Source organism: Aetokthonos hydrillicola CCALA 1050 (genome assembly GCF_017591665.1).
Taxonomy (GTDB): Bacteria; Cyanobacteriota; Cyanobacteriia; order Cyanobacteriales; family Nostocaceae; genus Aetokthonos; species Aetokthonos hydrillicola.
Genome location: NZ_JAAKGC010000030.1, coordinates 1 through 23,911 on the forward strand (window position 1 = coordinate 1; position 23,911 = coordinate 23,911).

Annotated in this window: 23 protein-coding genes and 2 CRISPR repeat arrays; of the genes, 9 read left to right on the top strand and 14 right to left on the bottom strand. The window is 40.5% G+C overall.

Annotation, left to right across the window (positions count from 1 at the left end; genetic code table 11):
* The first annotated feature begins 285 nt into the window (after positions 1 to 285).
* Both G4P69_RS16855 and G4P69_RS16860 read left to right on the top strand, forming a co-directional pair.
* A complete protein-coding gene (locus G4P69_RS16855; RefSeq protein WP_208350597.1) occupies positions 286 to 621 on the top strand; it encodes a hypothetical protein in 336 nt (111 codons plus the stop codon).
* A gap of 63 nt (positions 622 to 684) precedes the next feature.
* Positions 685 to 1,053, top strand: a complete 369-nt coding sequence (locus G4P69_RS16860; RefSeq protein ID WP_390692399.1) for a hypothetical protein — start codon at positions 685 to 687, stop codon at positions 1,051 to 1,053.
* A 28-nt stretch (positions 1,054 to 1,081) separates the two neighbouring features.
* On the opposite strand, the gene rimM is transcribed toward G4P69_RS16860, so the two are convergent.
* Both rimM and G4P69_RS16870 read right to left on the bottom strand, forming a co-directional pair.
* On the bottom strand, positions 1,082 to 1,633 hold the full coding sequence (gene rimM, locus G4P69_RS16865; RefSeq protein ID WP_208350602.1) for a ribosome maturation factor RimM: 552 nt from the start codon (positions 1,631 to 1,633) through the stop codon (positions 1,082 to 1,084).
* 12 nt (positions 1,634 to 1,645) lie between these two features.
* Positions 1,646 to 2,929 carry a valine--pyruvate transaminase gene (locus G4P69_RS16870; RefSeq protein ID WP_208350620.1) on the bottom strand — a complete coding sequence of 428 codons (1,284 nt, stop codon included), beginning with the start codon at positions 2,927 to 2,929 and terminating at the stop codon, positions 1,646 to 1,648.
* A 243-nt stretch (positions 2,930 to 3,172) separates the two neighbouring features.
* Here G4P69_RS16870 and G4P69_RS16875 point away from each other — a divergent pair, with 243 nt between their 5' ends.
* On the top strand, positions 3,173 to 3,538 hold the full coding sequence (locus G4P69_RS16875) for a hypothetical protein (protein ID WP_208350603.1): 366 nt from the start codon (positions 3,173 to 3,175) through the stop codon (positions 3,536 to 3,538).
* A 136-nt stretch (positions 3,539 to 3,674) separates the two neighbouring features.
* Here the strand turns inward: G4P69_RS16875 and G4P69_RS16880 are convergent, their stop codons facing one another.
* Complete coding sequence (locus tag G4P69_RS16880) at positions 3,675 to 3,986, bottom strand: hypothetical protein (protein WP_208350604.1); 312 nt, start codon at positions 3,984 to 3,986, stop codon at positions 3,675 to 3,677.
* 1,272 nt (positions 3,987 to 5,258) lie between these two features.
* Here G4P69_RS16880 and G4P69_RS16885 point away from each other — a divergent pair.
* The 3 genes from G4P69_RS16885 (at position 5,259) to G4P69_RS16895 (ending at position 10,161) form a co-directional block, all read left to right on the top strand.
* Complete coding sequence (locus G4P69_RS16885) at positions 5,259 to 7,445, top strand: cation:proton antiporter (RefSeq protein WP_208350608.1); 2,187 nt, start codon at positions 5,259 to 5,261, stop codon at positions 7,443 to 7,445.
* Entirely contained in the window at positions 7,442 to 7,918 is a 477-nt protein-coding gene (locus G4P69_RS16890; protein ID WP_208350609.1) for a hypothetical protein, read from the top strand. Before G4P69_RS16885 ends, G4P69_RS16890 begins: the two co-directional genes overlap by 4 nt.
* A 254-nt stretch (positions 7,919 to 8,172) precedes the next feature.
* Positions 8,173 to 8,647: direct repeats of the CRISPR family, unit length 38 nt; unit sequence ACTCGCGCCGACTGCGTTAAGTCGGATTAGTTGGAAAC.
* Positions 8,648 to 9,072: 425 nt separating this feature from the next.
* A complete protein-coding gene (locus G4P69_RS16895; protein WP_208350610.1) occupies positions 9,073 to 10,161 on the top strand; it encodes a hypothetical protein in 1,089 nt (362 codons plus the stop codon).
* Between the two features lie 172 nt (positions 10,162 to 10,333).
* On the opposite strand, the gene G4P69_RS16900 is transcribed toward G4P69_RS16895, so the two are convergent.
* The 11 genes from G4P69_RS16900 to G4P69_RS16950 all read right to left on the bottom strand — a co-directional run bounded on the left by G4P69_RS16900 (position 10,334) and on the right by G4P69_RS16950 (position 22,449).
* A complete protein-coding gene (locus tag G4P69_RS16900; RefSeq protein ID WP_310833959.1) occupies positions 10,334 to 10,771 on the bottom strand; it encodes a type II toxin-antitoxin system VapC family toxin in 438 nt (145 codons plus the stop codon).
* Positions 10,768 to 11,022, bottom strand: a complete 255-nt coding sequence (locus G4P69_RS16905) for a hypothetical protein (RefSeq protein ID WP_208350611.1) — start codon at positions 11,020 to 11,022, stop codon at positions 10,768 to 10,770. The genes G4P69_RS16900 and G4P69_RS16905 overlap by 4 nt, the downstream gene beginning before the upstream one ends.
* Positions 11,023 to 12,196: 1,174 nt before the next feature.
* Positions 12,197 to 13,330, bottom strand: a complete 1,134-nt coding sequence (locus tag G4P69_RS16910) for a CRISPR-associated protein (RefSeq protein WP_208350612.1) — start codon at positions 13,328 to 13,330, stop codon at positions 12,197 to 12,199.
* A gap of 80 nt (positions 13,331 to 13,410) precedes the next feature.
* Positions 13,411 to 15,108, bottom strand: coding sequence for an RAMP superfamily protein (locus G4P69_RS16915; protein WP_208350614.1), 1,698 nt, complete (start codon positions 15,106 to 15,108; stop codon positions 13,411 to 13,413).
* A 141-nt stretch (positions 15,109 to 15,249) separates the two neighbouring features.
* Complete coding sequence (locus tag G4P69_RS16920; RefSeq protein ID WP_208340401.1) at positions 15,250 to 15,642, bottom strand: hypothetical protein; 393 nt, start codon at positions 15,640 to 15,642, stop codon at positions 15,250 to 15,252.
* A gap of 2 nt (positions 15,643 to 15,644) precedes the next feature.
* Complete coding sequence (locus tag G4P69_RS16925) at positions 15,645 to 16,454, bottom strand: RAMP superfamily CRISPR-associated protein (protein WP_208340400.1); 810 nt, start codon at positions 16,452 to 16,454, stop codon at positions 15,645 to 15,647.
* Positions 16,455 to 16,635: 181 nt separating this feature from the next.
* The gene (locus G4P69_RS16930) at positions 16,636 to 17,751 is read right to left on the bottom strand and encodes a type III-B CRISPR module-associated Cmr3 family protein (protein WP_208340399.1); all 1,116 of its coding nucleotides are present in this window, start codon (positions 17,749 to 17,751) and stop codon (positions 16,636 to 16,638) included.
* On the bottom strand, positions 17,739 to 19,433 hold the full coding sequence (locus G4P69_RS16935) for a type III-B CRISPR-associated protein Cas10/Cmr2 (protein WP_208340398.1): 1,695 nt from the start codon (positions 19,431 to 19,433) through the stop codon (positions 17,739 to 17,741). The genes G4P69_RS16930 and G4P69_RS16935 overlap by 13 nt, the downstream gene beginning before the upstream one ends.
* Before the next feature lie 502 nt (positions 19,434 to 19,935).
* A CRISPR array of direct repeats spans positions 19,936 to 21,563; the repeat unit is 36 nt; unit sequence CCCTACCGACTGGGTTAAATCGGATTAGTTGGAAAC.
* 34 nt (positions 21,564 to 21,597) lie between these two features.
* Complete coding sequence (locus tag G4P69_RS16940) at positions 21,598 to 22,020, bottom strand: type II toxin-antitoxin system VapC family toxin (RefSeq protein WP_208340397.1); 423 nt, start codon at positions 22,018 to 22,020, stop codon at positions 21,598 to 21,600.
* A complete protein-coding gene (locus tag G4P69_RS16945; RefSeq protein ID WP_208340396.1) occupies positions 22,017 to 22,244 on the bottom strand; it encodes a hypothetical protein in 228 nt (75 codons plus the stop codon). Before G4P69_RS16945 ends, G4P69_RS16940 begins: the two co-directional genes overlap by 4 nt.
* Before the next feature lie 49 nt (positions 22,245 to 22,293).
* Positions 22,294 to 22,449, bottom strand: a complete 156-nt coding sequence (locus tag G4P69_RS16950) for a hypothetical protein (RefSeq protein WP_208350616.1) — start codon at positions 22,447 to 22,449, stop codon at positions 22,294 to 22,296.
* A 184-nt stretch (positions 22,450 to 22,633) separates the two neighbouring features.
* Here G4P69_RS16950 and G4P69_RS16955 point away from each other — a divergent pair, with 184 nt between their 5' ends.
* Genes G4P69_RS16955 through G4P69_RS16965 form a run of 3 tightly spaced genes read left to right on the top strand, consistent with a single transcriptional unit; the run spans position 22,634 to position 23,897 of the window.
* Positions 22,634 to 23,206 (top strand): LabA-like NYN domain-containing protein, encoded by a 573-nt coding sequence (locus G4P69_RS16955; protein WP_208340395.1) that lies wholly within the window; start codon positions 22,634 to 22,636, stop codon positions 23,204 to 23,206.
* A gap of 44 nt (positions 23,207 to 23,250) precedes the next feature.
* Positions 23,251 to 23,655: a hypothetical protein gene (locus G4P69_RS16960; RefSeq protein WP_208340394.1), complete on the top strand. Its 405-nt coding sequence runs from the start codon at positions 23,251 to 23,253 to the stop codon at positions 23,653 to 23,655.
* Positions 23,656 to 23,699: 44 nt separating this feature from the next.
* Positions 23,700 to 23,897, top strand: coding sequence for a hypothetical protein (locus G4P69_RS16965; protein ID WP_208340393.1), 198 nt, complete (start codon positions 23,700 to 23,702; stop codon positions 23,895 to 23,897).
* The last annotated feature ends 14 nt before the right edge of the window (positions 23,898 to 23,911 follow it).

Consider the following 23,911-nt stretch of genomic DNA (forward strand, 5'->3'; position numbering starts at 1 on the left):
TCAATAAAGATGTTTGAAATCTAAAACATTTAAAAATGAATGCAGTTTAATGGTGTTTAATTCTCAATCTAATTAATTCTTATTCCTATATTCTGATTCCTGACTCCTGACTCCTATTTGAATTTTTTACTGAAAATTTTATACAAAAAAGAGGTGCTAAAAAAGATTAACTAACCTCTTTTTTTAGTCTTTAAAAATTGAATAATTTATTATTTTATAATCATTAAATAGCTAAAATATGATATATTAATTAATGTGACATACCCTACATAAATAAAGTTTGTCATGATTAGTGAAGACATCCTGGCTAAAGAATTTATAAGGGTCGTCAATCACTATTACCCAAAATTGGGTGAGTTACTTGACGGTTGTTATGTGAAAGTAATCACCTGTTATTGGGGACGACCTCCTAAACGCTTGCAATATATAGGAATTTATTGCTCTGATAGAATAAAGCCCTATGTGCAAGCGCAAAAACACGTGCTTAGAGAAGTAGCAGAAAATATGGGACTAGCTCAGGTAGTCTTTTTAAATGCTACACGACTACTGCGAGACCCAATGTCAAAGATAAAGCAGGGAGATCCACGTTTGTGGTTGGATTTGCAAATGGTTGCAATCTGAAAATTTATTTCTCCCAACCCCTAATCAGGGTCTCTAACCCGCAACACCCGAGAAAGAGTTATGATGAATAAATCCTTCCTTCCGGCAGATGATTTACCGCCAACTGAGACATCTGGAATCGATAAGATGCTTCGTTGGCAATTAGAGCGATCTACCGGAAGATGTTTTTTTGAAGCTAGTGATCACATCACGCGAGCATTGTTATCTAATTCCCAGTGGTATATCACCACGGATGGCAATACATTAATGCTCGTAATTGATGCCCCTGATATTGTAACTTATTGGCATATAGTTAGCAATATTCCACGGATTGGGAATAGACTACAGCGATTTGCTAGCAGTGCCAAACTTCGTGTTTATCCGCCTTTCGGAAAAGGTTTGCCTTTTGAAATTAGCGTGAATGAAATTGCAGCTTATCGCGATTGGGTGTAACAGTGCTACACTAACTGCAATTTCTCTGTTAAATTTCTAATAATCCTAACGGTGGTGTGATTTCAATACGACCAGCTTCTAAGTCTACGATTGGTGCGATCGCTTTCACAAATGGAATCAAAACAGTTTTTTGGATTTTAGATTCTCCTTGTTGATGCATCTCGACTTCCAACAAATCATTACCCGCGCTGAGCACGGATACAACCGTACCAACGAATTCACCAGATTCCTGCATGAATACAGATGTACCAATCAAGTCTAGAACATGATATTCATCTTCTCCTAGTTGAGGGCGATCGCAAGCCCTCACCATCAACTTACAACCGCGCAACTCCTCTACCTGGTTGCGATTCTCTACACCAGCTAACTTGATTGCGTATAAGTTTTTCCCTTCAATATAACGTCCTGCTAGCAATTCTACAGGTTCGGGTTGCGTCTCGCCTGGTCGTAACAACCACCGTTTTCCTGGTACTTCAAACCTCTCAGGAAAATCTGTATCAGGATAAACCCGCATCTCCCCACGTAATCCTTGAGGTGCAACAATAGTACCAATTTCTAACCATTCATCAGAATTAGTCATGTGTTGGTGTATTTAAGCACTAACGGCGGAATACTGATAAACTTTTTGAGCGACTTTTGCCAAACGCTGCATTCCAGTTGCAATTTCTTCATCGCTACCTGTTAAACTAATACGGCAACACTGGTGCTTGTGTGCCCATTCTTGGTTTAAGCCTGGGAAGAAAGTGCTACCAGGTACAACAATGACTCCTACTTGCTTGAGTTCCTGATAAAATTCCCAATCAGTAATTGGTAGATCCTCCAACCACAACCAAGCAAAAATTGCTCCTTCGCCACGATGTAGGAACCAAGGTAAGTCCTTCGGCATAGCTTCAAATAAAGTATCTTCCAGAACAGTAAATTTATTCTGGTAAAAAGGACGGATAACGTTCTCAGAAATTGCAGCAAGCTCTCCAGAGTTTACAGCATAAGCGGCGATCGCCTGTCCATAACGCGAGGGGTGGAGACAAGCATTTGTTTGGAAACACTCCAGAACGTGAATTAATTGTTTATCACCAATTGCAATACCAATACGTTCTCCTGGTAATCCTGCTTTTGATAAACTCATACAATGCAGGATATTCTGACCAAATATTGGCGTCATTGGAGTAAAGTTCAATGATGGAAAAGGAGGAGCATAAGCAGAGTCAATTAAAACTGGCACATTAAAAGACGCACCCAGTTCTGCAATTTTTTTCACTTCATCATCTGTAAGAACATTACCGGTTGGGTTACAGGGACGAGAGAAGATAATACAACCTGTGTCTTCTGAAATTGATAACTGGCTGAAGTCTGGGCGATATTTAAACTTGTGCGCTTCTGCATCAATATCTAGAGTTGGTTTGTAGGCAATTAACGCTTCTGGTACTAAACAGACACCGCCGTAACCTGTATAATCAGGACTCAGAGGCAAAACAATTTTCTTTAATTCCCCGCTACTGGTATAACCACCAAAAGCATTAGCAGCGTAGAAATAGAGAGTTTGACTACCTGGGGTGATTAGGATGTTACGTTCCGTGAGGTTCAACCCATATCGTTGATTAAAATCATTGGCGATCGCTTTAATGAATGGTGCATAACCCTGACTTGATCCGTAGCGACAAACAACTTCACCATATTCTGAGCTAGCCAGTAGTTGTGCTGTACAATCCCGCCATAACTGCTCTACTTGAGGCAAAATCAACGGGTTACCAGCACTCAAATTAATAAATTGCTGCCCCTCACCAGCTCGCAACGTTTCGATAATGTCCTTCATAATAGCTCTGACGCCAGTCAGGTGGGACATTTGAGCGCCGATTTGAGACAGGGCAGGATTCATAAGCTGTAAAAAATCAAATAATGGACAAATTGTGCAAGTGGTTGCTGACAGATAACTCTTGCCAAAAACTACTGTCACCTTTTACCACTTTAGCGAGAGAATGTATTCATCGTACATTACACCCAAGATAACTGCCTAATTCTGTTGAAAAGCTTAGCGATAAGAATCTAAACGTAAATCTTGCTGATCATTAACCTTTGATGGTGTAAAGATAATTACTGTAATCTTTATTCAATATAATTAATGAACAAAAAATTCCTCCTGACCTTACTTTCTAGCCAGATAGTGTTTGGGTCTGTTATGTCTATGGTCATGATGACCAAACCAGCCCACGCAGATCCAACAATAAATCAAGCCGGAAATCATAATGCGTGTGTAGAACACCCACACGTAGCAACCCATAAACTGGTATGTATCAAGGCTAGTAATACTGCTAACCGTGTACCCAATCAACAGGTAGGTGTAGCCTCATCTCAACCAAATCAAATTGCTGAGTTAAAATTCTCCGACCAAGAAAGCGACGAAGCAATCAAGTTGTTTGGTTGTGATTGCCCACGCTGTATTAACGCTGTTCGAGCTTTGCATGGTTTAGCTCCCATCCCAGTATAGCATGGGGCACGGGGCACGGGGAATGGGGCATGGGGAATGGAGAACAGAGAAAGTATAAATTACCTTCCTGAGCCAGTATATACTCAGTCGTTAGTACCCTATGCCCTATGCCCTATGCCCTATGCCCTATTTGACTTCAATACTCACTCAGACGACCACATCGCCTGAACCCATAAGTCCGGTTTTGCGATGTTTTGGCGCTACTTTCAGCAGTCTGAGTTGGAGGTAACACTGGAGAGAGCGGTTTTTCGCTTACTACGCTGACAACCTCGATCTCAGATTCTTTTTTTGAGTAATGTGTTATATTTAGCCCTACTTCGGAAAAGATTAGGTCATTACTCTTGTTACGAGTCTGTGTTTCGCGTTGTTCTTCAGCGTCGTATAGCTCGGGTTCAGTGTAAAGGATCAGATCAGAATGCAGAAATTGCTCATCTTGAATTTTGGCCATCCTTCCAAATACTCCTGAGTAGTTTATATCAAAGTTATTTACAGAATTGTTAAAAAAAACAGCTGTTTGCCGTCGTTGGAATAATCACTGAGGAGTCTCCACAGAAACCTCTTCCTCAACCCTGATATGGGAGAGGATGATTCCAACTGAAAAATGCTGCTACGCTACTATCTTCTCCTCCTGGACACAGAGGGTAGAAAAAGTTACACAGCAATAGGTTTTTGATGATTACTGAATTAAGAGACTACTCTCTATCCAACTCCGCTTAAGTATTTTTCTGGCCAAGTTGTTAGCACTGGTAGATATTTCCCTGATACAGTAACTATGTCGCAGTGTTTTGATATACAACATAATGGACGTTAATCCATTTTTTGCTGATATCCGAAATAAAGCAACATTCAAAAACGTTACAGAATGTTTACCAGCTCTAATGTGATTTGTCAAATGCTCAGCAATTAGAGTGATGCCCTGTATATCAAAGAAGAGGCAAACATCTGAAGAAAAAATTGTCTTATCCAAAACGAAGAACACATGGTTGAAAACGGTGAATTTATTTTTGGACGCAAAAGAATTTCTGCTTCCTTGAAGCCCATAAATTCATCGCTTCTCGCCGCGTCTCCTCAATAAATAATCTACAAAACTCCCAAATAGCAGGATTGATAGATCAATTTAATAATCGTCTGTTTCGGCATAAATATCTTCAGTGGGAATACATAAAATCAAGGTTTTTTGAAATTAAAGTTTTGGTAAAGTTAGCTAAAAACTAGTAAAAATACGTAAAAAAGAGTAGAAAAAAGTACGAAAGATTAATTTATATTAACACATTCTTATAGAAAGCAATCCTGTAGAAAATAATAAAAAAAGTTTGTTCTTTTTGTTAAAAGCCTTCGTGGGAATGCGTTTTTCTCAGGAAAAACACTTGTGTAATATGCTCAGCTTGCTTAACCGTGAGCTTTGTGATTCAATTTCTAGAGTAATGCTGTTCTAAACTATTGAAAGCGACTATCTATCCTGCGATACTGACCACAAGAAAGCCAAAAACTTCGGTTTTTCCGGAAAAGGAAAACCGCAAAGCAAATTATCGAGATTTTGCATCAGTTATGCACGGGTTCTAAAAGCTGTGTTGATGAGATGCGAGAACCCTATACTGTAAGTGTAGTGACTTGGGTATAGGTCTTTCAATTTAAAGATAATGAAGAGGGGATTAACTGCTTAATATAACTCAACGATCTTGATTACAGCTTATATGCATTTTTAACTATTAAGGAAGTTATGCAGACAGTCATTCTCGTTCTCATTGAAGTGCTAATTGTTATTGGTCTGTCGCGGCTTGTAGGTTTGGGATTTCAGCGAATAAAACAACCACTGGTGATTGGCGAGATTGTCGCAGGAATTATGCTGGGACCATCTTTGTTTGGTTGGCTTGCACCAGAACAAGCTGCTATCCTATTCCCACCTACCGCCGTTCCCTTCTTGAACGTGTTGTCTCAGCTAGGGCTGATATTTTTCATGTTCTTGATTGGCTTAGAGCTAGACCCAAAATATCTTAAGGGTCAAATGGAAGTAGCAGTTCTAACTTCTCATGTGAGTATTTTAGTACCCTTTTCAATGGGAACTCTACTAGCTCTGCTTCTTTATCCTTTAGTTTCTAGTGCTAGTGTATCTTTTACAGCTTTTGCTCTGTTTTTAGGAGCAGCTATGTCAATTACAGCTTTCCCGGTACTAGCTCGGATTATTACTGAGAATAACCTACAAGGAACACGTTTGGGAACGTTGGCACTGACTTGTGCGGCTGTGGACGATGTTACGGCTTGGTGTGTTCTGGCAGTAGCGATCGCAGTCGCTAAAACCAACAGCATGAGCGGTGCATTGCCAACAATTATCTATGCAATGTTATACATTGGGTTTATGGCAACGGCGGGGCGTTGGTTTTTACAACGAGTCGCCACCTACCACCAAAGAGTTAGGCGGTTTACTCAGTTTGCCCTAGCTGCAATTTATGCTAGCGTTATCATTTCTGCACTGATCACAGAAACAATTGGTATTCACCTGATTTTTGGCGCTTTCTTAATGGGAGCAGCTATGCCCAAAAATCCGGAACTGGTGAAGGAATTAGCTGAGAAAACAGAAGACTTTGTTCTAACGATTCTTTTACCCATTTTCTTTGCTTACAGCGGGCTGCGGACAGAAATTGGTTTGCTCAATAAACCAATTCTTTGGTTACTGTGTGCTGCTGTTGTCCTAGTAGCAATTAGCGGTAAGTATATAGGGACATATGTAGCGGCTCGTGTTGGCGGGATTGGAAAGCGGGAAGCTTCAGCGCTGGGTTGGTTGATGAATACTCGCGGTTTGACTGAGCTGATTGTTCTTAATATTGGGTTAGAATTAAAGGTTATCTCGCCGTTGTTGTTCACCATGCTGGTAATTATGGCGCTGGTAACAACTTTTATGACATCACCCCTACTAGAGTGGACTTATCCGAAAAAGCTCATCAAGCTTGACGATATAGAACAAGAAGCGGTTGAAGAGATAGAAGATTGTCCTGTCAATCCTTATCGGGTTATAGTACCAATAGCTAATCCCAATACACAGAAAGGTTTGATGAGATTGGCAGTCGCGATCGCTGGTGATCGATTGCAACACTCAATTGTTCATCCGCTCAGCCTGATTGAAATAGAAGAAAACTATGCTTTTGGTAGCACACCAGCTGAGGCAGATCGATTAATTCAAGAGCGTCGGTTTGACATGCAAGAATTAATTCAAAGTCTGGAACTTCCGCAAACTCGTCAAATTATACGTCCCATTATTCGCACGACCAATAATGTAGCACGAGAAACTGCACAGATTGCTACAATTGAGCAAGCTAATTTAATTATTATGGGATGGCATCGCCCAGCTTTTAGTAGCAATCGTCTGGGTGGGCGAGTAGGTCAAATTCTGAGTACTGGGCGAGTCGATGTGGCGGTGTTTATAGACAAGGGAGAGGAACGTTTAGACACCTTATTAGTGCCTTACTCTGCTAGTATCCATGATGAGCTAGGATTGGAAATCGCTTTAAGGCTTTTAATTAATAGCGATCAGCGTCGTCTCACTATTTTACGGGTTGCCCATGGTGAGCAAACTCAGACTGAATTTGACGATGAGTATAGTTCAATGTTGGAGCATTTACCTACAACATTGCGCGATCGCATGAACCTTCAGGTTATCGAAGCACCAGAACCTATTCATGCTGTGGTAGAAGCATCCGCATCTGTTGATTTAACAATTGCTGGAACCAGCAGCGCTTGGGGAATACAGCGTCAAACTTTGGGGCGTTACACAGACGAACTAGCAATTGAATGTCGCTCCTCGTTACTAATTACCCGTCGCTACAGTCAGGTAACCTCTAACCTCGCTTCTGTGCTTTCAAGTGCAAATGCTGATCTTGCTATAGATGGATCTGGAGTTGGTGTGTCATGAATCATTTAAACGTTAAAACTCTAGCGTTTTATGGTGGCGCTATTGCGGCGGTTCTGTGTCTATTTGGCGTTGTGACTGCTTATGGAACAGATCATCTTAAGGCTCCAGCCGCAATTGATGGTAACTACCCGCTTAAGGCTTCAAATTTACCACCTTGTTTAAAAACTTCAGCAGTGGTGTTAAACATTGAGCAATCTGGTAGATACTTGAGTGGCTCTTTATTACCTGTGGATAACGCTAAACTAAAAGCTGCTCAAAAGAAAATTTCTCTAGATGGTAGTCTGATTAATCAACAGATAAGTTTAGAGGGAACAGTTCCAGCGTTTCCTAGTTGTAGTAATAGTCGGGTTAAGATTCAAGGTGAAGTTAAAGGAAAAACCCTATCTGGTCAGATCAGTTTAGGAGCAGGTACCACGCCAGATCAATTTACTGCTCAACAAGAAGAAGTTCAGCAAAAACAGGAGAAACATTAAGTTGATGGAAACGTGCGATCGCCTTTACAATGGTGACTGTTAAGTAGCTTGATGTTTGGCAAGCCTAAGCGAGGGTGAAAACTAGGGGGGTTCTGCCAAAACCGTTGAAAGGTAGATAGGGAAATGGTTGTAGCGTTTTGATATTGGAGGTAAATAATAATTTATGTCAATAAGCGTGGTTGAAACGAACTTCTTTTTTACTTCTGCCAAAACCTCTTGTGGAGTCTTTGCTCTGTAAGGGTTTCAGGCGACAGACTCGCGCCGACTGCGTTAAGTCGGATTAGTTGGAAACGCTATTTCGCCCCAGGGGATAACCTTATCGATTGCCAGCTCGCGCCGACTGCGTTAAGTCGGATTAGTTGGAAACTGTATTGAATTTAGCAGGATAATTATTGTCGATGACTCGCGCGGACTGCGTTAAGTCGGATTAGTTGGAAACAGAAAAAATTACAACTTACTTCTTAACCACATCATACTCGCGCCGACTGCGTTAAGTCGGATTAGTTGGAAACACCACTTACTTGTATACAAAAACTCTGCAAGTAGACTCGCGCCGACTGCGTTAAGTCGGATTAGTTGGAAACTTGTCTACATAAAATCCATCACTTTGTCGTTGCAAACTCGCGCCGACTGCGTTAAGTCGGATTAGTTGGAAACAGCCTTGAATTTTCTGTCCACCGTCGTGAATCTGGCTCGCGCCGACTGCGTTAAGTAGGATTAGTTGGAAACATTGCGAGAAGCCGGAGGCTACGCTCTTACAAAAATTGGTAACCCCACCGAACCCTTGGAACGTTGCGTTACGGACTTCGTCCTAACGCACCCTACGTGTATTTCAAAAATTAAATATGATTTCTGTTAATGTTTCCTATATTCATTCTTAGTTTCAATTTAAATCTTCTTTTCGTCAATATTTTTAACCCTTATATAAGGTTTATATCAATCAGAGGTAATACTAATAACAGTTATTTAGCTGTGTTAAAACTGGTTTTTAGATTTCAGAATAACTTGAATTTTCTATCCATTATAATCTAATATTCTATCTATAGAAAAAATAGATTTTCTCAAGGGTTTATCTGTACTACTCTCAAGGGTATGAGTTAAAAGCATCACGAAGTTTATAGCTCAGGTCATCAGCAACGTTATAGGGAAAATATATGCTAAAAACTTCTCAAACTGTTCAGACTCCATCTGTGGAATGTTTACGCAAGCTTTGGTCACAGCGTTACGTACTTGACCTGTTTTCTCTATCCAGTCATACCTTATTATTAGAAGCTAGCTCCTCGGAAGGTCGAACCTTGACTGCTAATAAATTGAAGGATCATGTACTGGATCTTAACTGTAAGATGGCATGGATACAAACTAAAACCTTATATAACTACATAGGTAATATTTTAGATTTAAAGGAGGCAAGGCGGATCACTGATTTTGCTTTCCGAATTTATAAGAAGCTACTGGAAATCTACCGACAGCATTCTCTTAGTGAACAAGCTTTCACAACAACAGAACTTGAAACTCATTCTGTTTGTGGATTCAGTATGTCACATATTAGCGAACTAGTATACGCCCTAGAACCAACATTGATGATATTTCAAGAGCAACACCAAGTCTCAAAAGACTGGCGTGCTCTTGGCTTTATGACTTCACAATTGAACTTTACCAATAACTTAATACGCAATAAGCTGACAGATGCTGAGAAAGTTTTGTTGAATCCTTACTTAAGATTTGTTGAGGAGCAAGTCTCTACTCCTTGGCAACGAGTTTGTTATGCTGCTGCGAAATATGAGTTAGATTCGCCACACTTTATCATTGTCAAGCAACTGTTTCCTGCTGCTGACGACATTGCCCGAACTGTTCACCGTCAACTTGCCCAATTGCTCCCGGATCATCATAGCCGTAGGGGAGGTTTGAACGATCCAGGTATAGAACACTCTTGTATTCGCGACCTAACTATGTTTCAAGCCTACTTATGGTTATGTTTTTTAGAGGGTACTTTATCACCAATAGAGCAAGAACTCCTTCCTTTGTGTGTGATGGTTGTAGAGGGTGTGGAAATAAAATGGGAACTGACGGAAAAATGGTGTCAACTATTGGGTGATGAAATTATCCGTCGAGTCAACTCACAACAGCAAGCTTTATTGCGACCTTATACTCAAGGAATGCAAGAGATATTCTTTCAAGAGCGTAAGCGTTTCGGCTTCAAAGAAGAAAACTACACTTTTACAAGAAGCATGTGTACGGTGTAGGCAGTTTCTTCCCTTGAAATTGCTTTTGAAAAATATCCACACCGGGGCGCACTATCAAAATCTTAGGTAAACTTAGGCATCAGTGCTTAAATTTATTGTAAGACGCATCTCCAAGCGCACGCCTTGATACTTGAGTCAGGGAGTCTCAGCGATCGCTTTAAAATATTGACTATCAACTAGCTTGATGGTTGGCAAACTCAGGAGCCATTATTGCACTTCCCAATCTTCTAGACGCAAACCTTCCACTCCTAAATTCGTCAATGTTATGTGTTACTAATATTAGGTCATGAGATAAAGCAATCGAAGCGATTAGCAAATCGTTAAAGCCAATTGGTGTACCGAGATGAGCAAGTTGAGCGCGAATTCGTCCAGCAATTAAAGCTGCAATATCATCGAAGGGAAGTGAGACGAAAACTTTAAGAAAACTCTGCTGCTTCCTCCAAGATGCATCAGGATTTCTGCTTTTCATCGCTCCATAAAATAGCTCCATCTTGACGACAGAACAGACTGCTATGTCTTTCAAATCGACAGATTGTAAACGTCGTCGAAGTCCGATAGGCTCACCATTAAGGTATTTAACACAGACATTAGTGTCAAGTAAAAACCTCATGCTAATTCTTCACTGTCATCAAATACACCGTTAGAATCAATCACTATAGGGTCATCTTTGCAAGAGCCAAAAGTTTCTTCAAAAAAGCCAGGTGGCCATCCTTTTCCTTGTAGCACTTCTTCTTCCATAGTTCTATTTGCAGGCTGCACTGTAACTGTAACTTCTACATCAGCATTTTGCAGCCCTACAGGAACGTCTAGATGTAATATGCCATCGTCACCTACATGATAATTTAGCGTTACACTTTGCATAGGCTATCCTCTGTCTAACTGTTAAATAATCCTACATCTATCATGGCGCAATCAACCTTTGTTGAGATAATAGGACAACTTATCACATATCCTCTTAGAGCGGGAACAGAATTATCAGCAATGGATAGAAGAAACGGGGCAAAAAGTTCAAGTAGCCATCGAACAGTTAGATAGACGAGAAGGCATTGAAAGGAAAGTTGTGATTGAAAGATTACGCTTTCAACTGCGTCAAGCGAGAGAGGCACAAGGTTGAAAGCTCCTTCGAGGTGCGTGAGGTACATTCGTAGGGGCAAACGGCGTTTGCCCTTCCACTATCGCTGTACCTCATTTGTTTCAAAACTGCTGTAGGTAAAATAAGATAAAAAATCTCGACAAAAAGAAGCGAATCGCTTTAAAATAATGACCATTAACTAACTTGATGTTTGGCAACCTTAAGTGGGAGCCAAAACTAGGGGGGTTCTGCCAAAATCGTTGAAACCTAGATAGGCAAATGGTTTGAGCGTTTTGATTTCGGAGGTAAATAACAATTTATATCAATAAGCGTAGCTGAAATGAACCTGTTTTTGACATCTGCCAAAATCTGTTGTAGAATGCTTACCCTGCAAGGGTTTTAGGGGACGGTCTTGCGCCGACTGCTTTAAGTCGGATTAGTTGGAAACCTATTATTAATAATTCTAAATTGGATAGGTCTAGTTCCTTGCGCCGACTGCTTTAAGTCGGATTAGTTGGAAACGGGTGAATGCTGCGATCTCCATACCAGGTACAGCGAAGCAACTAAAAGACAAAAGCAAACCTACATACGCATTACTCTATTAATGTCAACCGTATGAAAACGACGTATAAATGCTTGTGTTAAGCTGCTGCTTTTAGCCTTAAACTCTTTACAATCAGACAACGTAATCATAAGGGTTCCAAATACCTTAATTTTATTTGTCACACGTCGCCCAAGATTATTAAATTACCGCAGGCTGAAAGTATTGTCAATCCGTAGCGTAAAATCTGAAATGTCAGGTTTACTTGACAAAATTTACAATGGAGTTATTTATTTTCCTAATCAAAAAAGGTTTTCAGTTATATAAAAGTTATAAATGATAAGCTGATGTGCAGATCTCTTGTATAAGAGAAAAACGTGAAGTTATTGTAGTGCGGGCAAGATACCCACGTTTGATATAAATCAAGGACTGTTATTTACATCTGGCTCCAAACCATAGCGACGTAATATCAACTTACCGTGAGCAACAGTGTTACTAACACGTATACCTTGGGTGACTCGGAAATGATCAATATTATTCATATTTACATACCTATCGTACTGGATTCCTCCATGTTGTTTGAGAATCGCAGTATCACCGTTTGACTCGTCTAATAAACGTGTAACTGTGGCGAGAGTTTCTTGTAATTTAACTCTTTTGTGTTTTTCCTTAACTTTGTTGTAGTCAGCGCGAAAAGTGTCTTGATATTCCAATCTTGCAAAAGGAATTAAGTCGCCACTAAGTAAATCATCTTTACACTGATTCCAAATTAACTGTCCCCAGGTAGAGAGAGTCATTTTTCCATCAACTTCTGCGAGCATTGTTTCGGGGATTCCGGTTGTTTCTTGGCGAGAAAGTCCAGCACCAGCATCTAATAGGGCTAGCTGCATAGTGTGGGGTTGAATTAAGGAAGTATCGACAGAAATTGGTAAGCGAGGGATTGTAATTAAATCAGATTTTTCTCCTTCAAAGATGTAAATTATTTCATCGGCGTAAAACATACCGATAGTGTTGAGATAACCTTGTAAACTCTTGAAACTACCGACTAAATTAAAATAAATCTTGTATTTATTTGCTTTAAAGGATGGAATCGTTTTTTGCAACCAGACGATCAAGTCATCAATTCCTGTAGAAAAATCTTCTGTACTGGCAGTAGAAAGTCCAGGGGGAGCATAAATGCTAATATTATTTAAACCTTGTTTTCTAAGAAAATCTTCGACAATTTGCGCGGTTGTTTTTCCTTGGATTGTGTCTGTGGCGATGAGAAAGTGGTAATCTTCTTTTCCTTGACTAAAATCTTCTTGGTAAACACCATATATACCATTTAATTCAGCACTGGCGCGGCGGATCTGGGGAATTTTTGCACTGGATAGTTGTGCATCAGCTCTTTGTTTGAGGATGGAAATTAGATTTTTGACGTTTTCTGGTGTTTTTTGTTCGTTGAGATTGGCTGTGTCTCGCAGGTGGGAGTACCAATCTTTTTCGTCTGGGTTTGCGCGGTTGATTTGGTTGGTTAGTAAGCTTGTACCGATGGTGGATAGGATTACGCGACGCATGATGTTTTTTCCTCGTGGGATTTATGGGATGGTGGTTGAAGTTGAGTGCGAAGACAGCGCAACTACTAACGAACGAACTTTCACCACAGCTTTTGAAAAGCACCTGAGCGATTTTTTTGGGAGTTCAGGAACTGGATAAATTTGTTTGATTCGGGAGAGTTGTCGGGGAATATGGTCAAAAATTCTAAGTATTTTGGGGTTGTTTTAGGCATTGGTTTTCCGTTTTCGGGATTTTTGACCAGCCTCACAAAAGGATACATCCGATGCCATAAACGACCTATTCTCCCTATTTGCCCGGTTATTGATGTTCGATAAATTGATCCTTCTGGCTGGATTCCACGAATTTCTTCTTGATAGGGTTCGTGTAACCAAAAGATAGCTTGAGAATCTTCGTTGCTTTCGGCTTCTCTTCCCCAAACTTGCACGTTGTCAGGATGCCACACTTCTCGCCAAGGTGCTTTTTGCGAGGGGTTGGGTGTTATACCTTGAAGTTGCATCCATTCTTGGGCTGTTTGTCTTACTTTGTTGATAAAACCACCAACCTGATCTATATTACGAACTTGTACATCGTTGAGTTGCGATCGCTCTCCCAACCATTGCCAATGACAACCAATCAGCGATTTATATTCATCTTCGTAGTATTCTTCAAAGAATAAGCGATGATCTGCCCTTCGCCATGATTTACCAAAACCGCCGAAAACCATTGCAAACCGAGTTAAAGCTGCAATTAATTTTTTTAGTGCTTCTTCCTGTTCTGGGTTAGGTAGTTGTTTCGCCAACAACCAAGTTAATTCCCCTTCAATATCATAAGTTGGTTGGATATAACCTCCTCTACCAAAGCTTCCAGGCTTATCCTTAAGCACCTGAAAACTCATCCCCAATAATCCAATAATTGCCTCACCTTGAATCCCACCAAATAACCGATTAACAATTGTATCGGCTGTACTTGCTCCCGTCAGTCCGCCAAAAATCCGTAACGCATGACCTCGCACTGCGGCTCGGAAAATATTAGCGCGAAACTCACCCGTCCCATCAATTAGCTTAGCTGCTTGTCCTTGCCCTTTAAGTCGAGTACGATAAAGGACATTACCAGTATGTTTTTCAGGTTGTCCATACCCAGCACAAACGCGACTACCAATTCCTGTAGAGAGGGCTTTTTCCCAAATATTCCAAATAGTTTCCCACTCAGAATCATCTAAGAGAACATTACTAGAAATACCAAATCGCAATTCGGGTTGATGAAGGGAAATCTGAATAAAAGCACCAGAATCTTTGTTATTCGACTTAACTTGCCAATCTTGCTGGGGATGGACAATATCTACTAAATTTTCCGTCCAGGTGGTATCGGTAGGATAACCACCATGAAAGCGTAAAATCCCTGGTTGAAAATCACCATTAACCGATTTACCACAGTAGCGATCTGCCAAGGGCAGCAGCGTTTCGCTATCGCGTTGCTCTTTTGTACAGGCACGGCGAAAAATCCCCTTCATACTACTACCAGGATAAAACGGCCAACCTTTCGCGCCAATAACAGGACGAATCACACCGTCATCCTGTCCGCTATTGGTAATAAATCGCCAAGTGAGACGATAGACACGAGTTTGTACAAATTCAGGAACTTCAGGAAGTTGAGGATAAGTCTTTTCTACCCACTCCGAAGCCCAACGTGTAGCGTCTTGTTCTTCTGCACCAGGAACGAGTCGTTGAATTTGGCAACGTCCATTAACTTGCGCGCGAAACAACATCGGCACTTTTTTCGCAGCATCGGGAATAGCCATAATTAATCATCCTTTGTTAAAGGGTACTGGGGATTGGGGATTGGGGATTGGGGACTGGGTACTGGGAGGAATTTCCGACGGGGATTTTACACAGCAACGCACTGGCTCCTCCTGACTTCTGAATTCTGACTCCTGACTCCTTTACTTATACCTTTGCGTCCACCAAACAACACAATCACATAGCTGGGTTAAAACCGATAAAGCAACTCTTTGCTCGTCTATTCCTAACTTCCAAAGTTCTTCAGACATCGCTTGAATTTGCCTGACATTGTTAACATCCACTGGTTCATTCGGAATTAAAACCCCTGCTTGTTCCATAATTCCTACCAATGCATCCCAAGTTTCTTTCCAATATTGCGATTTAGTACGTTCTTTTTCTTGCAAGCGCAAATGTTCTCCCCAAAAACGTTCCAATCCATAAGCAACAGCCATCCGCATTTTATAAGACTGGTTGAGAGACTTTTCATCACGCTGCTTAGCATCCAACACTAATTTTTGCGCTTCGCGATCCAAATCGTAAGATTTCCAACCCATAATTAATAATCTCCCGCTAATCTCACACGACAATGACCAAATCCAATTGACTCCAACCCACCAAAATAAAGTTCTTCAGATTCTTTACCTTCGCCAAAAGGCTTCCAACCTTTTTCTTTCAAAGCGATAGGAAACACCAAAATACTTCCTTCTGGTAAAGCTTCGACATTAAAAAACGCACCTGTTGCTACCTTCTTTTCGTCATCTTCTAGCTTTACCCGACTTTGACGATAAAGTGCCATGTCGTGCAACATAGCAATATCATTGTCTCCAACTACCAGCAAATTATCAGGATTTAAATCAACTCCACTGGGTACCCAACCTGAAAGATCGCCTTCATGTTCAATTTCGATAAAACCCAGGTTGAAAAATAGAACTCGATGATTTGTACCAACCTGACGACTTTGTAAAGCTTTTGGTGCTGTATAAGGCTCTGGTAAATCTAAGTTAATCTTAGTAACTTGCTTGTAGCGTCTGAGTAACCAAGGACAGGTAATCCAAACAACCGGCTGTCCAGGACAAAATACCGGAAGCCATAAGACTGAAGCATATTCAAACTTTACAGATGCTTCTGTGGTAGTGTTGTCTTTTCCTGATATGGCTTCATGACCATACCATTTAGCAACATTTTCCTCAGAGCGCGATCGCATATCTGCCCTAAATCTACCGCGAATCGAACTACCAGGAATAATCCCTGTCTGAGTAAATTGATCGCGGAAAATTAAGTTAAGATTACCTGTCTCTTCCCCTGCACTTGCTCCAACGTGCAAAGGTGCTAAAGTTTCGATAATACCGTAAGCTTTTTGATACATTTTTTCGACTCCTTATGAATTTATCAAAAAGAATTCAGGAGTCAGGAGACAGGAGTCAGAATAAATGCTGGTCAAAACCTCGTCTACTCGTTTCCGAGACAAGAGTTTAAACTTTTCTTAAAATACCATCCCTTTATGGGTAGTATATTCTGACTCCTGAATTCTGTCTCCTGACTCCTTTTTATAAAGGTAACGCCAAACCACATCCCCAACGCTTTAAAGATGGACCTTCTTTGGGAAACCAGTTAACGTCCCAATCTTGCCAAGGTTTATCTATCCCCTCTTTCAATACGTAAACACTACCCCCAGGAACCGCATAACGTCCCCGAGAAAGTAGTTTTGTTTGTGCATTTCCACCTAAGCGATAACGCATTGGTACAGGACGTTCTGTGAAAAGTGCTTCTAGGTTCCAAACATTTTTTTCCTGTTCGTCAACAGCTAGATTGTGTTTTTCTAAGTAAACAGGTTCTCGCTTCGATAGACGATTGGAACCCCAAACTGCAGGGGTAATTAAGGCGAAAGTGTTTCCTACAGGTTTTTTAAGAAAGTCATTTAGTTTGCTACCAATCGGTTCACATCGCACATCTACCATATGTCCTTCACCACCAAAGCGATACCAACCAGGGTTAAGTTCAGTGTTGGAGAGATAAACCAAGCCAGTACCAGTTTCCATTTGTACGCTGTTTTCTAAAAACAAGCTTCCCTGTTCTTCATGATTTCTGATAACATGTCGTTCATCTTGTTCCAAGCGCGGATGTAAGTGGGGTAAGAACCTCCAAGGATTTTTCTTGATTTCCTCGGGGTTGTTCCAGTTATTAATCGCTAACCAAGTATGACTCTCGAATTTATCAACAGGGCTTTTGCCTTTTTCATTTAACCATTCTTTCTTTTCTCTGTCCCAATGTAATTTCTCGACGATTTTTCCATTTTTAACTAAATAGTTCCGTGGAGTTGGTACGTAAAAGTTCTGTTCGTCTGACTTTTGACTTTTGACTTTTGACTTTTGACTTGGAGCGAAGCGACTGACCTCGTCTATATTCCCCCAAAATGGTCCCGCTAACATCAAATCGCGGATATCTGCTTGTTGTTTGGAAGCTGCGAATAAGCCTGATAAAGTTGCACTACTTGGGGGGAAGTGAGTTCCAGAACGTCCTACTAAGTTTTCTGGTGAGAGAAATCTTCCTGAACTACCGTAAAGTAAACCCAACGGTTCAATAATAATGAGATGGGTAAAAGGAGAACGGGGAGGAAGGTACTTTTCTTTAGATGTGTTGTCTGTGGTTTCTACTGCTGACATAAATGAAATCCGACTTTAGCAAGGTTAATTATCCAGTTGGTTAACGCTTTATTGACTTTGGTTTGGTCTATTTGTTGGGAATTTTCCTTTTGGTAGATTGTGTCCTCTCCTAAAATTCCAGCTTTAGTTTTCGTCAAATCTGCATATTCGGAGTGTAGTAGGTTGTTTTTCACTACATTGACATGCTTGGGAAAATAGATCTTTAACAAACTTAAAGCAATATCTACACCATCATCATCGAAAGCATGACGGGATTCTAAAACCGCGACATCATTGTATATGTGTGTCCAATTTTGTTGTGGTTTACTCTCGTTTTTATCTCGATCCCAATAATTCGACAGCAAACCGGCTTCTAATAACCACCAAGGACACACCCACTCTAAGTGATTTCCGTTATTAAATAAGATCCTAAGAGCAATCCTGTCGCGTCCGTTCTTTTTTGCTGATTTTTCTGCGTCCCAGCAATGTTGTAATACGTCTCGTTGGGGGATTCCTGGGAACGCCCAAACAAAACCAACACTGACAGTAATTTTCTTATCACCCCAAATTTTAGACTTAAAATCGCTAAACCAATCAACACAATACTTTGGTTCTAATTTTACCCCTGAATCTTCTTTATCATAAAATATACCTAAAAAATCATCTCCTCCAGCATAAATAACTCGACCCATTTTCAGTGGTCTAGCTTTGAACCATTTACCCCACTCCCGCATTTCTTTACTAAAAGTATGGGTTTTTTCTGGGTATTTTTTCAGATAGTCGCCAGCTTTATCACCATCTCCGTGAAACCAGCCTTGAAACCCTTTGTCTTGTTGTGTTTGACTATAATCTTTATGTCTGTGCAAATCTTTAAAAGATGATGGTTGTAAATCTTTTGATATTTGTGCAATTTCCTCAATTAGTGGTTCAAGAGTCGTTGTATCTTGAGAAAATTTCTCTTTTATTTTTTCAATTAACTTGTTAGAAACACTTTCGTATGTAATTAAGCGCTTGATTAACTCAGGAATGCTGAGTTCTTCTTTTGGATCAATAAATGATTCCCCTAGTTTCTCGCTGAGTGCTTGGTAGAAAGCTGTGACAAGCTGCTTTTCTTGCTGATAGTTGTACTTCCGAGGGTCGGAAATTTCGCCGAGTTTTGGATGTGCGATCTGCTGAAAGCAGCAGGGCTTCCCTATCGCATCCGCACCAGAAAGAGTAGAACTCTCACCTTGCCAATTTATTCCAGTCCAATCACGGCTACGCTTTCTCTGGTTTAACTTCTCTCTAACATCACTTATACTCTGATTTTCTTTTCCTTGAACCCAGAAAAACTCCCACGCGTATTTTGTCCACAAACCCCAACTTCTTTTCCAGGTTGTGTACTGCCATTCTCCTTTAATATTATCCTCAATCCACTCACGGCAAGTTTCTGTAATACATTTCCAAGCTGTTAAGAATGCCGCTTTTGCATCTTCCTCTCGGAAATCACCCTTAATAATAATTTGATTGGGCATTCCTTGAGTGATATTTATTAAGGCAGGAGAAACGACTTCATAATCATGATTTTTTGCAGCGTTGCAAACTATCCACGATAAATAAGACAGTAAATAGGAACTTCCATACAAATCTCGCAACTTGCGCGATTTCTCTATGAATCCCTGCACAGGAGAAAAGGTAATTATAGTATACTTTTTACTTGTCATAGGTAATTTTAACCATACTGTTTTAGTGATTGCGAGCAATCACAGTGGGTTCGTCAAAGTAATTTATAGATTAGCAGATGCATGGAAGAGGACCCTTCCATCAGTCATTTTTTATAAACTAAGGAAGAAACCTAGAGATGAATCTACGTTTCCTTGGTAACCTGATTGTATTGCCATAACATCTGTTGAAGAGACAACCAGATTATTGCAGCTGCTGCAACGAATAAGGCAATAGTATCATCGTTCAATAACTTGATCAGATATTATAAGTCCTGTACGGTTTAGATTTTAAGGGAATTCAGAAATTTTGTAACATGGTCATCGACACACTCCGCCAAATCGCTGAAACCCTATATTTTTGGTTGGAGTGTGTCGATCGCTTATGGGGTAAGGTTTTGATCTCTATGTCTTGCTTGATTTTTGGGAAGTTGTATAATGTTTTTCAGGAGTGTGTCGATTTGTCGTCTGAAACCCTTACACAGTAAGGGCTCCTAGACGAACTCCCTACCGACTGGGTTAAATCGGATTAGTTGGAAACCAGGAACAAGGTTAATGCCCCTATTATTCAAGCCCTACCGACTGGGTTAAATCGGATTAGTTGGAAACAAATTACGCTACCATAGACTTGATGTGCGCTTGATTAACCCTACCGACTGGGTTAAATCGGATTAGTTGGAAACTAGTGCAATCTGTGGTCAGTCAGTACTGGCCTAAAGCCCTACCGACTGGGTTAAATCGGATTAGTTGGAAACCATAATTCCCCCACGCTCCATTTCCATTGTTCGGAAACCCTACCGACTGGGTTAAATCGGATTAGTTGGAAACGACTGCTAAATCAATCAAGACGATCCGGCGACCAGGTTTCCCTACCGACTGGGTTAAATCGGATTAGTTGGAAACTCTCATTCACTCTTGTATTGGCTATTCTTGCACTTAACCCTACCGACTGGGTTAAATCGGATTAGTTGGAAACATCATATTCGGTCACTATGAATTTTTGGGGATAATCCCTACCGACTGGGTTAAATCGGATTAGTTGGAAACTTCTAAGACATCATGGGAGATGTCTTATTTTTTTCTCCCTACCGACTGGGTTAAATCGGATTAGTTGGAAACCTTTATTTCTTCTCAGTTTTGTCGTTTCCATCACTCCCCTACCGACTGGGTTAAATCGGATTAGTTGGAAACATTAATACCCAGGTGGCAGCTATTGCCAAAAAAAAGCCCTACCGACTGGGTTAAATCGGATTAGTTGGAAACCCCAAGTTTCGCCAAGGAATTGGTATCCCCAGGAACCCTACCGACTGGGTTAAATCGGATTAGTTGGAAACAAAAGTTGAAAATTCAGGAAAGAAACTTTCCCCTACCCTACCGACTGGGTTAAATCGGATTAGTTGGAAACCTGCATCCTGAACCGCGTTCAGAACTGGGTCACCAGCCCTACCGACTGGGTTAAATCGGATTAGTTGGAAACTGTATGATGGTCGTTTTTCGACAGGAGAAATTAGCGGACCCTACCGACTGGGTTAAATCGGATTAGTTGGAAACGGTGCATTCGGATAGTTCCTCTTTGGTGAGGAAACCCTACCGACTGGGTTAAATCGGATTAGTTGGAAACAATTTATCAGAAGAATTTCCCCAAGCGCCACCACCCCCCTACCGACTGGGTTAAATCGGATTAGTTGGAAACTTCCACTGCTCAAAAGGTTCCCAGTCGTTTAGTTTGAAAACCCTACCGACTGGGTTAAATCGGATTAGTTGGAAACATTCTGCAAATCGCCCACTTTTGCTGTTGGATTCGCAGTCAACCCTACCGACTGGGTTAAATCGGATTAGTTGGAAACGTTGGGTTGCGTCTTGCGGCCTTACATTCGGCAACTTCCCTACCGACTGGGTTAAATCGGATTAGTTGGAAACGAGGGGGCTGTGGTTTAGGGATAATGAAATATCCAAACCCTACCGACTGGGTTAAATCGGATTAGTTGGAAACTTGCGGGTTTGCATTGCAATTTCCTGTGCCATCCCTACCGACTGGGTTAAATCGGATTAGTTGGAAACTTATCTTCAACATTTGCAACAAAAGCTATCGCAACTCCCTACCGACTGGGTTAAATCGGATTAGTTGGAAACCATTTTGGTCATTGTTAAGAATATCCCTAAATCCTTAAAAAGACCAAGGATTAATGATTACAACCCCTGTTGAGGCAAAATCTTTTTCGTTACGCGTGACAAGTGATAGAGAGTTATGAAGTGCGATGGCTGCAATGAGAGAATCCATTGCGGGTAGAGATCGCCCCGAAAATTCTAGTTGCCCAACTAAGTTTCCCCACAACACCATTGTTGAGAAATCAATACTTAAAATTCTGTTTTCAAAGCGTAGCGGTAGTGTTTCATTTAACCAAGTTGTTAGAGATTCTTTGCGGTTAGATGCAGTCATTTTGCTAATACCTTTAGCGATTTCGCCAATTGTGATGACGCTTAGATAAAGTGTTTCTGGCACTTGGGCATCTAGCCAATCTAAAACTTGTTGATTTGGTTGTTTGGCAATCAGTTCGGAAATCAAGCAAGTATCAAGGAGGTAGCTCATGGGGTGAAGCTATCACGGGCTTGACTGAGATCTCGGCTTAGGTCTAATTCTGAACTGACTTCAGCTAGGGGGGATTGACGGAAAAACTCTGAGAGTTTGGTGGTTTGTTCTGGGTAGGAGTTGTTATTCTGTGTGGTCAGGCTTTGGGCGAGTAGTTGGATAATGTACAGCTTATCGTTAGCTGAGAGATTCAGGAGTTGTTGTTCGAGTTCTGGGATAACCATACTGGGGGTTAAGTTGAGGATAAATTTATTTTACTTTCCGCATCAGGGATCATCGTTTAATTTGCCGCCAGGCTAGAGTATCCGCCGAGATAATTGCACTCAGGGTTGTGTTATTGCGAAGCTGTAACGCACCTTGAATTTGTGGCGGTGCGCCGCTTGACGACAACACAACAGCAATATTGGGAGAGGAAAATCCACACCCCAATTTGCCTCCCCTAAGTTAATATTTCTTAACATAGTTTGAAATATTAACGCCGACTTACTTAAGCGATCGCCTCCAGGTGATCGCTGTTTATTTGGGAGAATAGCTGATAGGTAAAAGCGTCTTCCACCCATAGGTTTTAATAGAAAACAAGAAAACAAAAACCCAAAACGAAGGGTAAAAGAGCATGAGAAATCTTCATCGAGTGATGATTATTGCTGATGGCGATAACGCTTTTATGGCTGCGCATAATTTTAATCGCAAAATAGATTGGTGTAAGATGCGGGACTATTTAGCTGACCCAAAAGAAGGGAGAGAGTTAATTGAAATGGTGATTTATATCGGTTTACCTCCTGCAAAAGAAAGATTTGAGGAACAGCGAAAAAGTAAAGAAAAATTTATTTATTGGGCAAAGAGTAATGGTTTTTTAGTTGTTGCTAGAGAAGGTAAAGCTAAGGGTGAAGATTATGAAAGCAATGTTGATGTTGTCATGGCAATTGATGCGATTCAGTTAGCTTTAGAAGTAAAACCAGATATTGTAGTTTTAGTAACTGGAGATTCTGATTTCGCTTATTTAGCAGAGAAATTGAGAAGACGAGGAATAAGAGTTGAAGTAGCTTCAGTTGAACAATCTTTAGGGAGTGAGTTGAAAATTGCAGCTAATAGCATAGTGGATTTAAGTGAGGTTTTTGATAAATTTGCGCAACATGATGTCAACGAAAATTATCATCGTATAGGCAGTTCCACCGTCTTTGATTGATGAAATCATAGTACTGCAAACAACGAAAAATAAAAGGGTTTTTTATGAAAACAGTCAATGGAAAGTTAATCAATCAAGAACAAATTCAGTGTGATAAATTGACCCATATGACGGAGGAAATTACCCAACGCTGTGATTATTTAGAATCTGAATATCTACAGAAGATAAATCAAGAAATTGATAATACAAAATCTTGTCTTGAAAAGCTAGAGCAAAAAATCTGCTTTTTGGAGGATGTAACATTCAAACAAGCTAAGCAGTTGTCATTTCTTAAAATAATGAGTGTTATTGGTCTACTTGGCTTGTTCTTTATATTTGGCATAAACCATCAACCGCAAAATGAAAGTATTAAACCGCATAAAAAGCAGTCAAAATACACCACCGATAAAGAGATGGTGTTTCAAGAAAAGTTTCAATTTCTGTCTCGTCCACAGAGGATGAGCTTTTAAACAAGTATTTATTCTGACTCCTGATAAAAAATCGAGGAAATAAAATGAGAGCAATTGTCAATGGTAAATTGGTTGATTTACCACAAGGTACAACAGTCGAAGAATTACGAAAAAAAATGCCAGAAATTGGTCAAGATGATGTGATGGAAGAAAGTTTTAGTGGTACTCGTCCTTTGAAGAGTAATGAAGCACTAAAAGAAGGTTCAAAAATTTGGACTATGCCAAAAATTGTGAAAGGGTAATAAAAAGGAGTCAG

Coding starts and splice junctions, on each gene's coding strand:
- G4P69_RS16935 (WP_208340398.1), bottom strand. CDS start 19,433: ATGACAAGTAAAAAGTATACTATAATTACCTTTTCTCCTGTGCAGGGA.
- G4P69_RS16890 (WP_208350609.1), top strand. CDS start 7,442: ATGAATCATTTAAACGTTAAAACTCTAGCGTTTTATGGTGGCGCTATT.
- G4P69_RS16905 (WP_208350611.1), bottom strand. CDS start 11,022: ATGCAAAGTGTAACGCTAAATTATCATGTAGGTGACGATGGCATATTA.
- G4P69_RS16860 (WP_390692399.1), top strand. CDS start 685: ATGAATAAATCCTTCCTTCCGGCAGATGATTTACCGCCAACTGAGACA.
- G4P69_RS16930 (WP_208340399.1), bottom strand. CDS start 17,751: ATGTCAGCAGTAGAAACCACAGACAACACATCTAAAGAAAAGTACCTT.
- G4P69_RS16895 (WP_208350610.1), top strand. CDS start 9,073: ATGCTAAAAACTTCTCAAACTGTTCAGACTCCATCTGTGGAATGTTTA.
- G4P69_RS16875 (WP_208350603.1), top strand. CDS start 3,173: ATGAACAAAAAATTCCTCCTGACCTTACTTTCTAGCCAGATAGTGTTT.
- G4P69_RS16955 (WP_208340395.1), top strand. CDS start 22,634: ATGAGAAATCTTCATCGAGTGATGATTATTGCTGATGGCGATAACGCT.
- G4P69_RS16910 (WP_208350612.1), bottom strand. CDS start 13,330: ATGCGTCGCGTAATCCTATCCACCATCGGTACAAGCTTACTAACCAAC.
- G4P69_RS16920 (WP_208340401.1), bottom strand. CDS start 15,642: ATGGGTTGGAAATCTTACGATTTGGATCGCGAAGCGCAAAAATTAGTG.
- G4P69_RS16945 (WP_208340396.1), bottom strand. CDS start 22,244: ATGGTTATCCCAGAACTCGAACAACAACTCCTGAATCTCTCAGCTAAC.
- G4P69_RS16880 (WP_208350604.1), bottom strand. CDS start 3,986: ATGGCCAAAATTCAAGATGAGCAATTTCTGCATTCTGATCTGATCCTT.
- rimM (WP_208350602.1), bottom strand. CDS start 1,633: ATGACTAATTCTGATGAATGGTTAGAAATTGGTACTATTGTTGCACCT.
- G4P69_RS16885 (WP_208350608.1), top strand. CDS start 5,259: ATGCAGACAGTCATTCTCGTTCTCATTGAAGTGCTAATTGTTATTGGT.
- G4P69_RS16960 (WP_208340394.1), top strand. CDS start 23,251: ATGAAAACAGTCAATGGAAAGTTAATCAATCAAGAACAAATTCAGTGT.
- G4P69_RS16915 (WP_208350614.1), bottom strand. CDS start 15,108: ATGGCTATTCCCGATGCTGCGAAAAAAGTGCCGATGTTGTTTCGCGCG.
- G4P69_RS16855 (WP_208350597.1), top strand. CDS start 286: ATGATTAGTGAAGACATCCTGGCTAAAGAATTTATAAGGGTCGTCAAT.
- G4P69_RS16925 (WP_208340400.1), bottom strand. CDS start 16,454: ATGTATCAAAAAGCTTACGGTATTATCGAAACTTTAGCACCTTTGCAC.
- G4P69_RS16870 (WP_208350620.1), bottom strand. CDS start 2,929: ATGAATCCTGCCCTGTCTCAAATCGGCGCTCAAATGTCCCACCTGACT.
- G4P69_RS16900 (WP_310833959.1), bottom strand. CDS start 10,771: ATGAGGTTTTTACTTGACACTAATGTCTGTGTTAAATACCTTAATGGT.
- G4P69_RS16940 (WP_208340397.1), bottom strand. CDS start 22,020: ATGAGCTACCTCCTTGATACTTGCTTGATTTCCGAACTGATTGCCAAA.
- G4P69_RS16965 (WP_208340393.1), top strand. CDS start 23,700: ATGAGAGCAATTGTCAATGGTAAATTGGTTGATTTACCACAAGGTACA.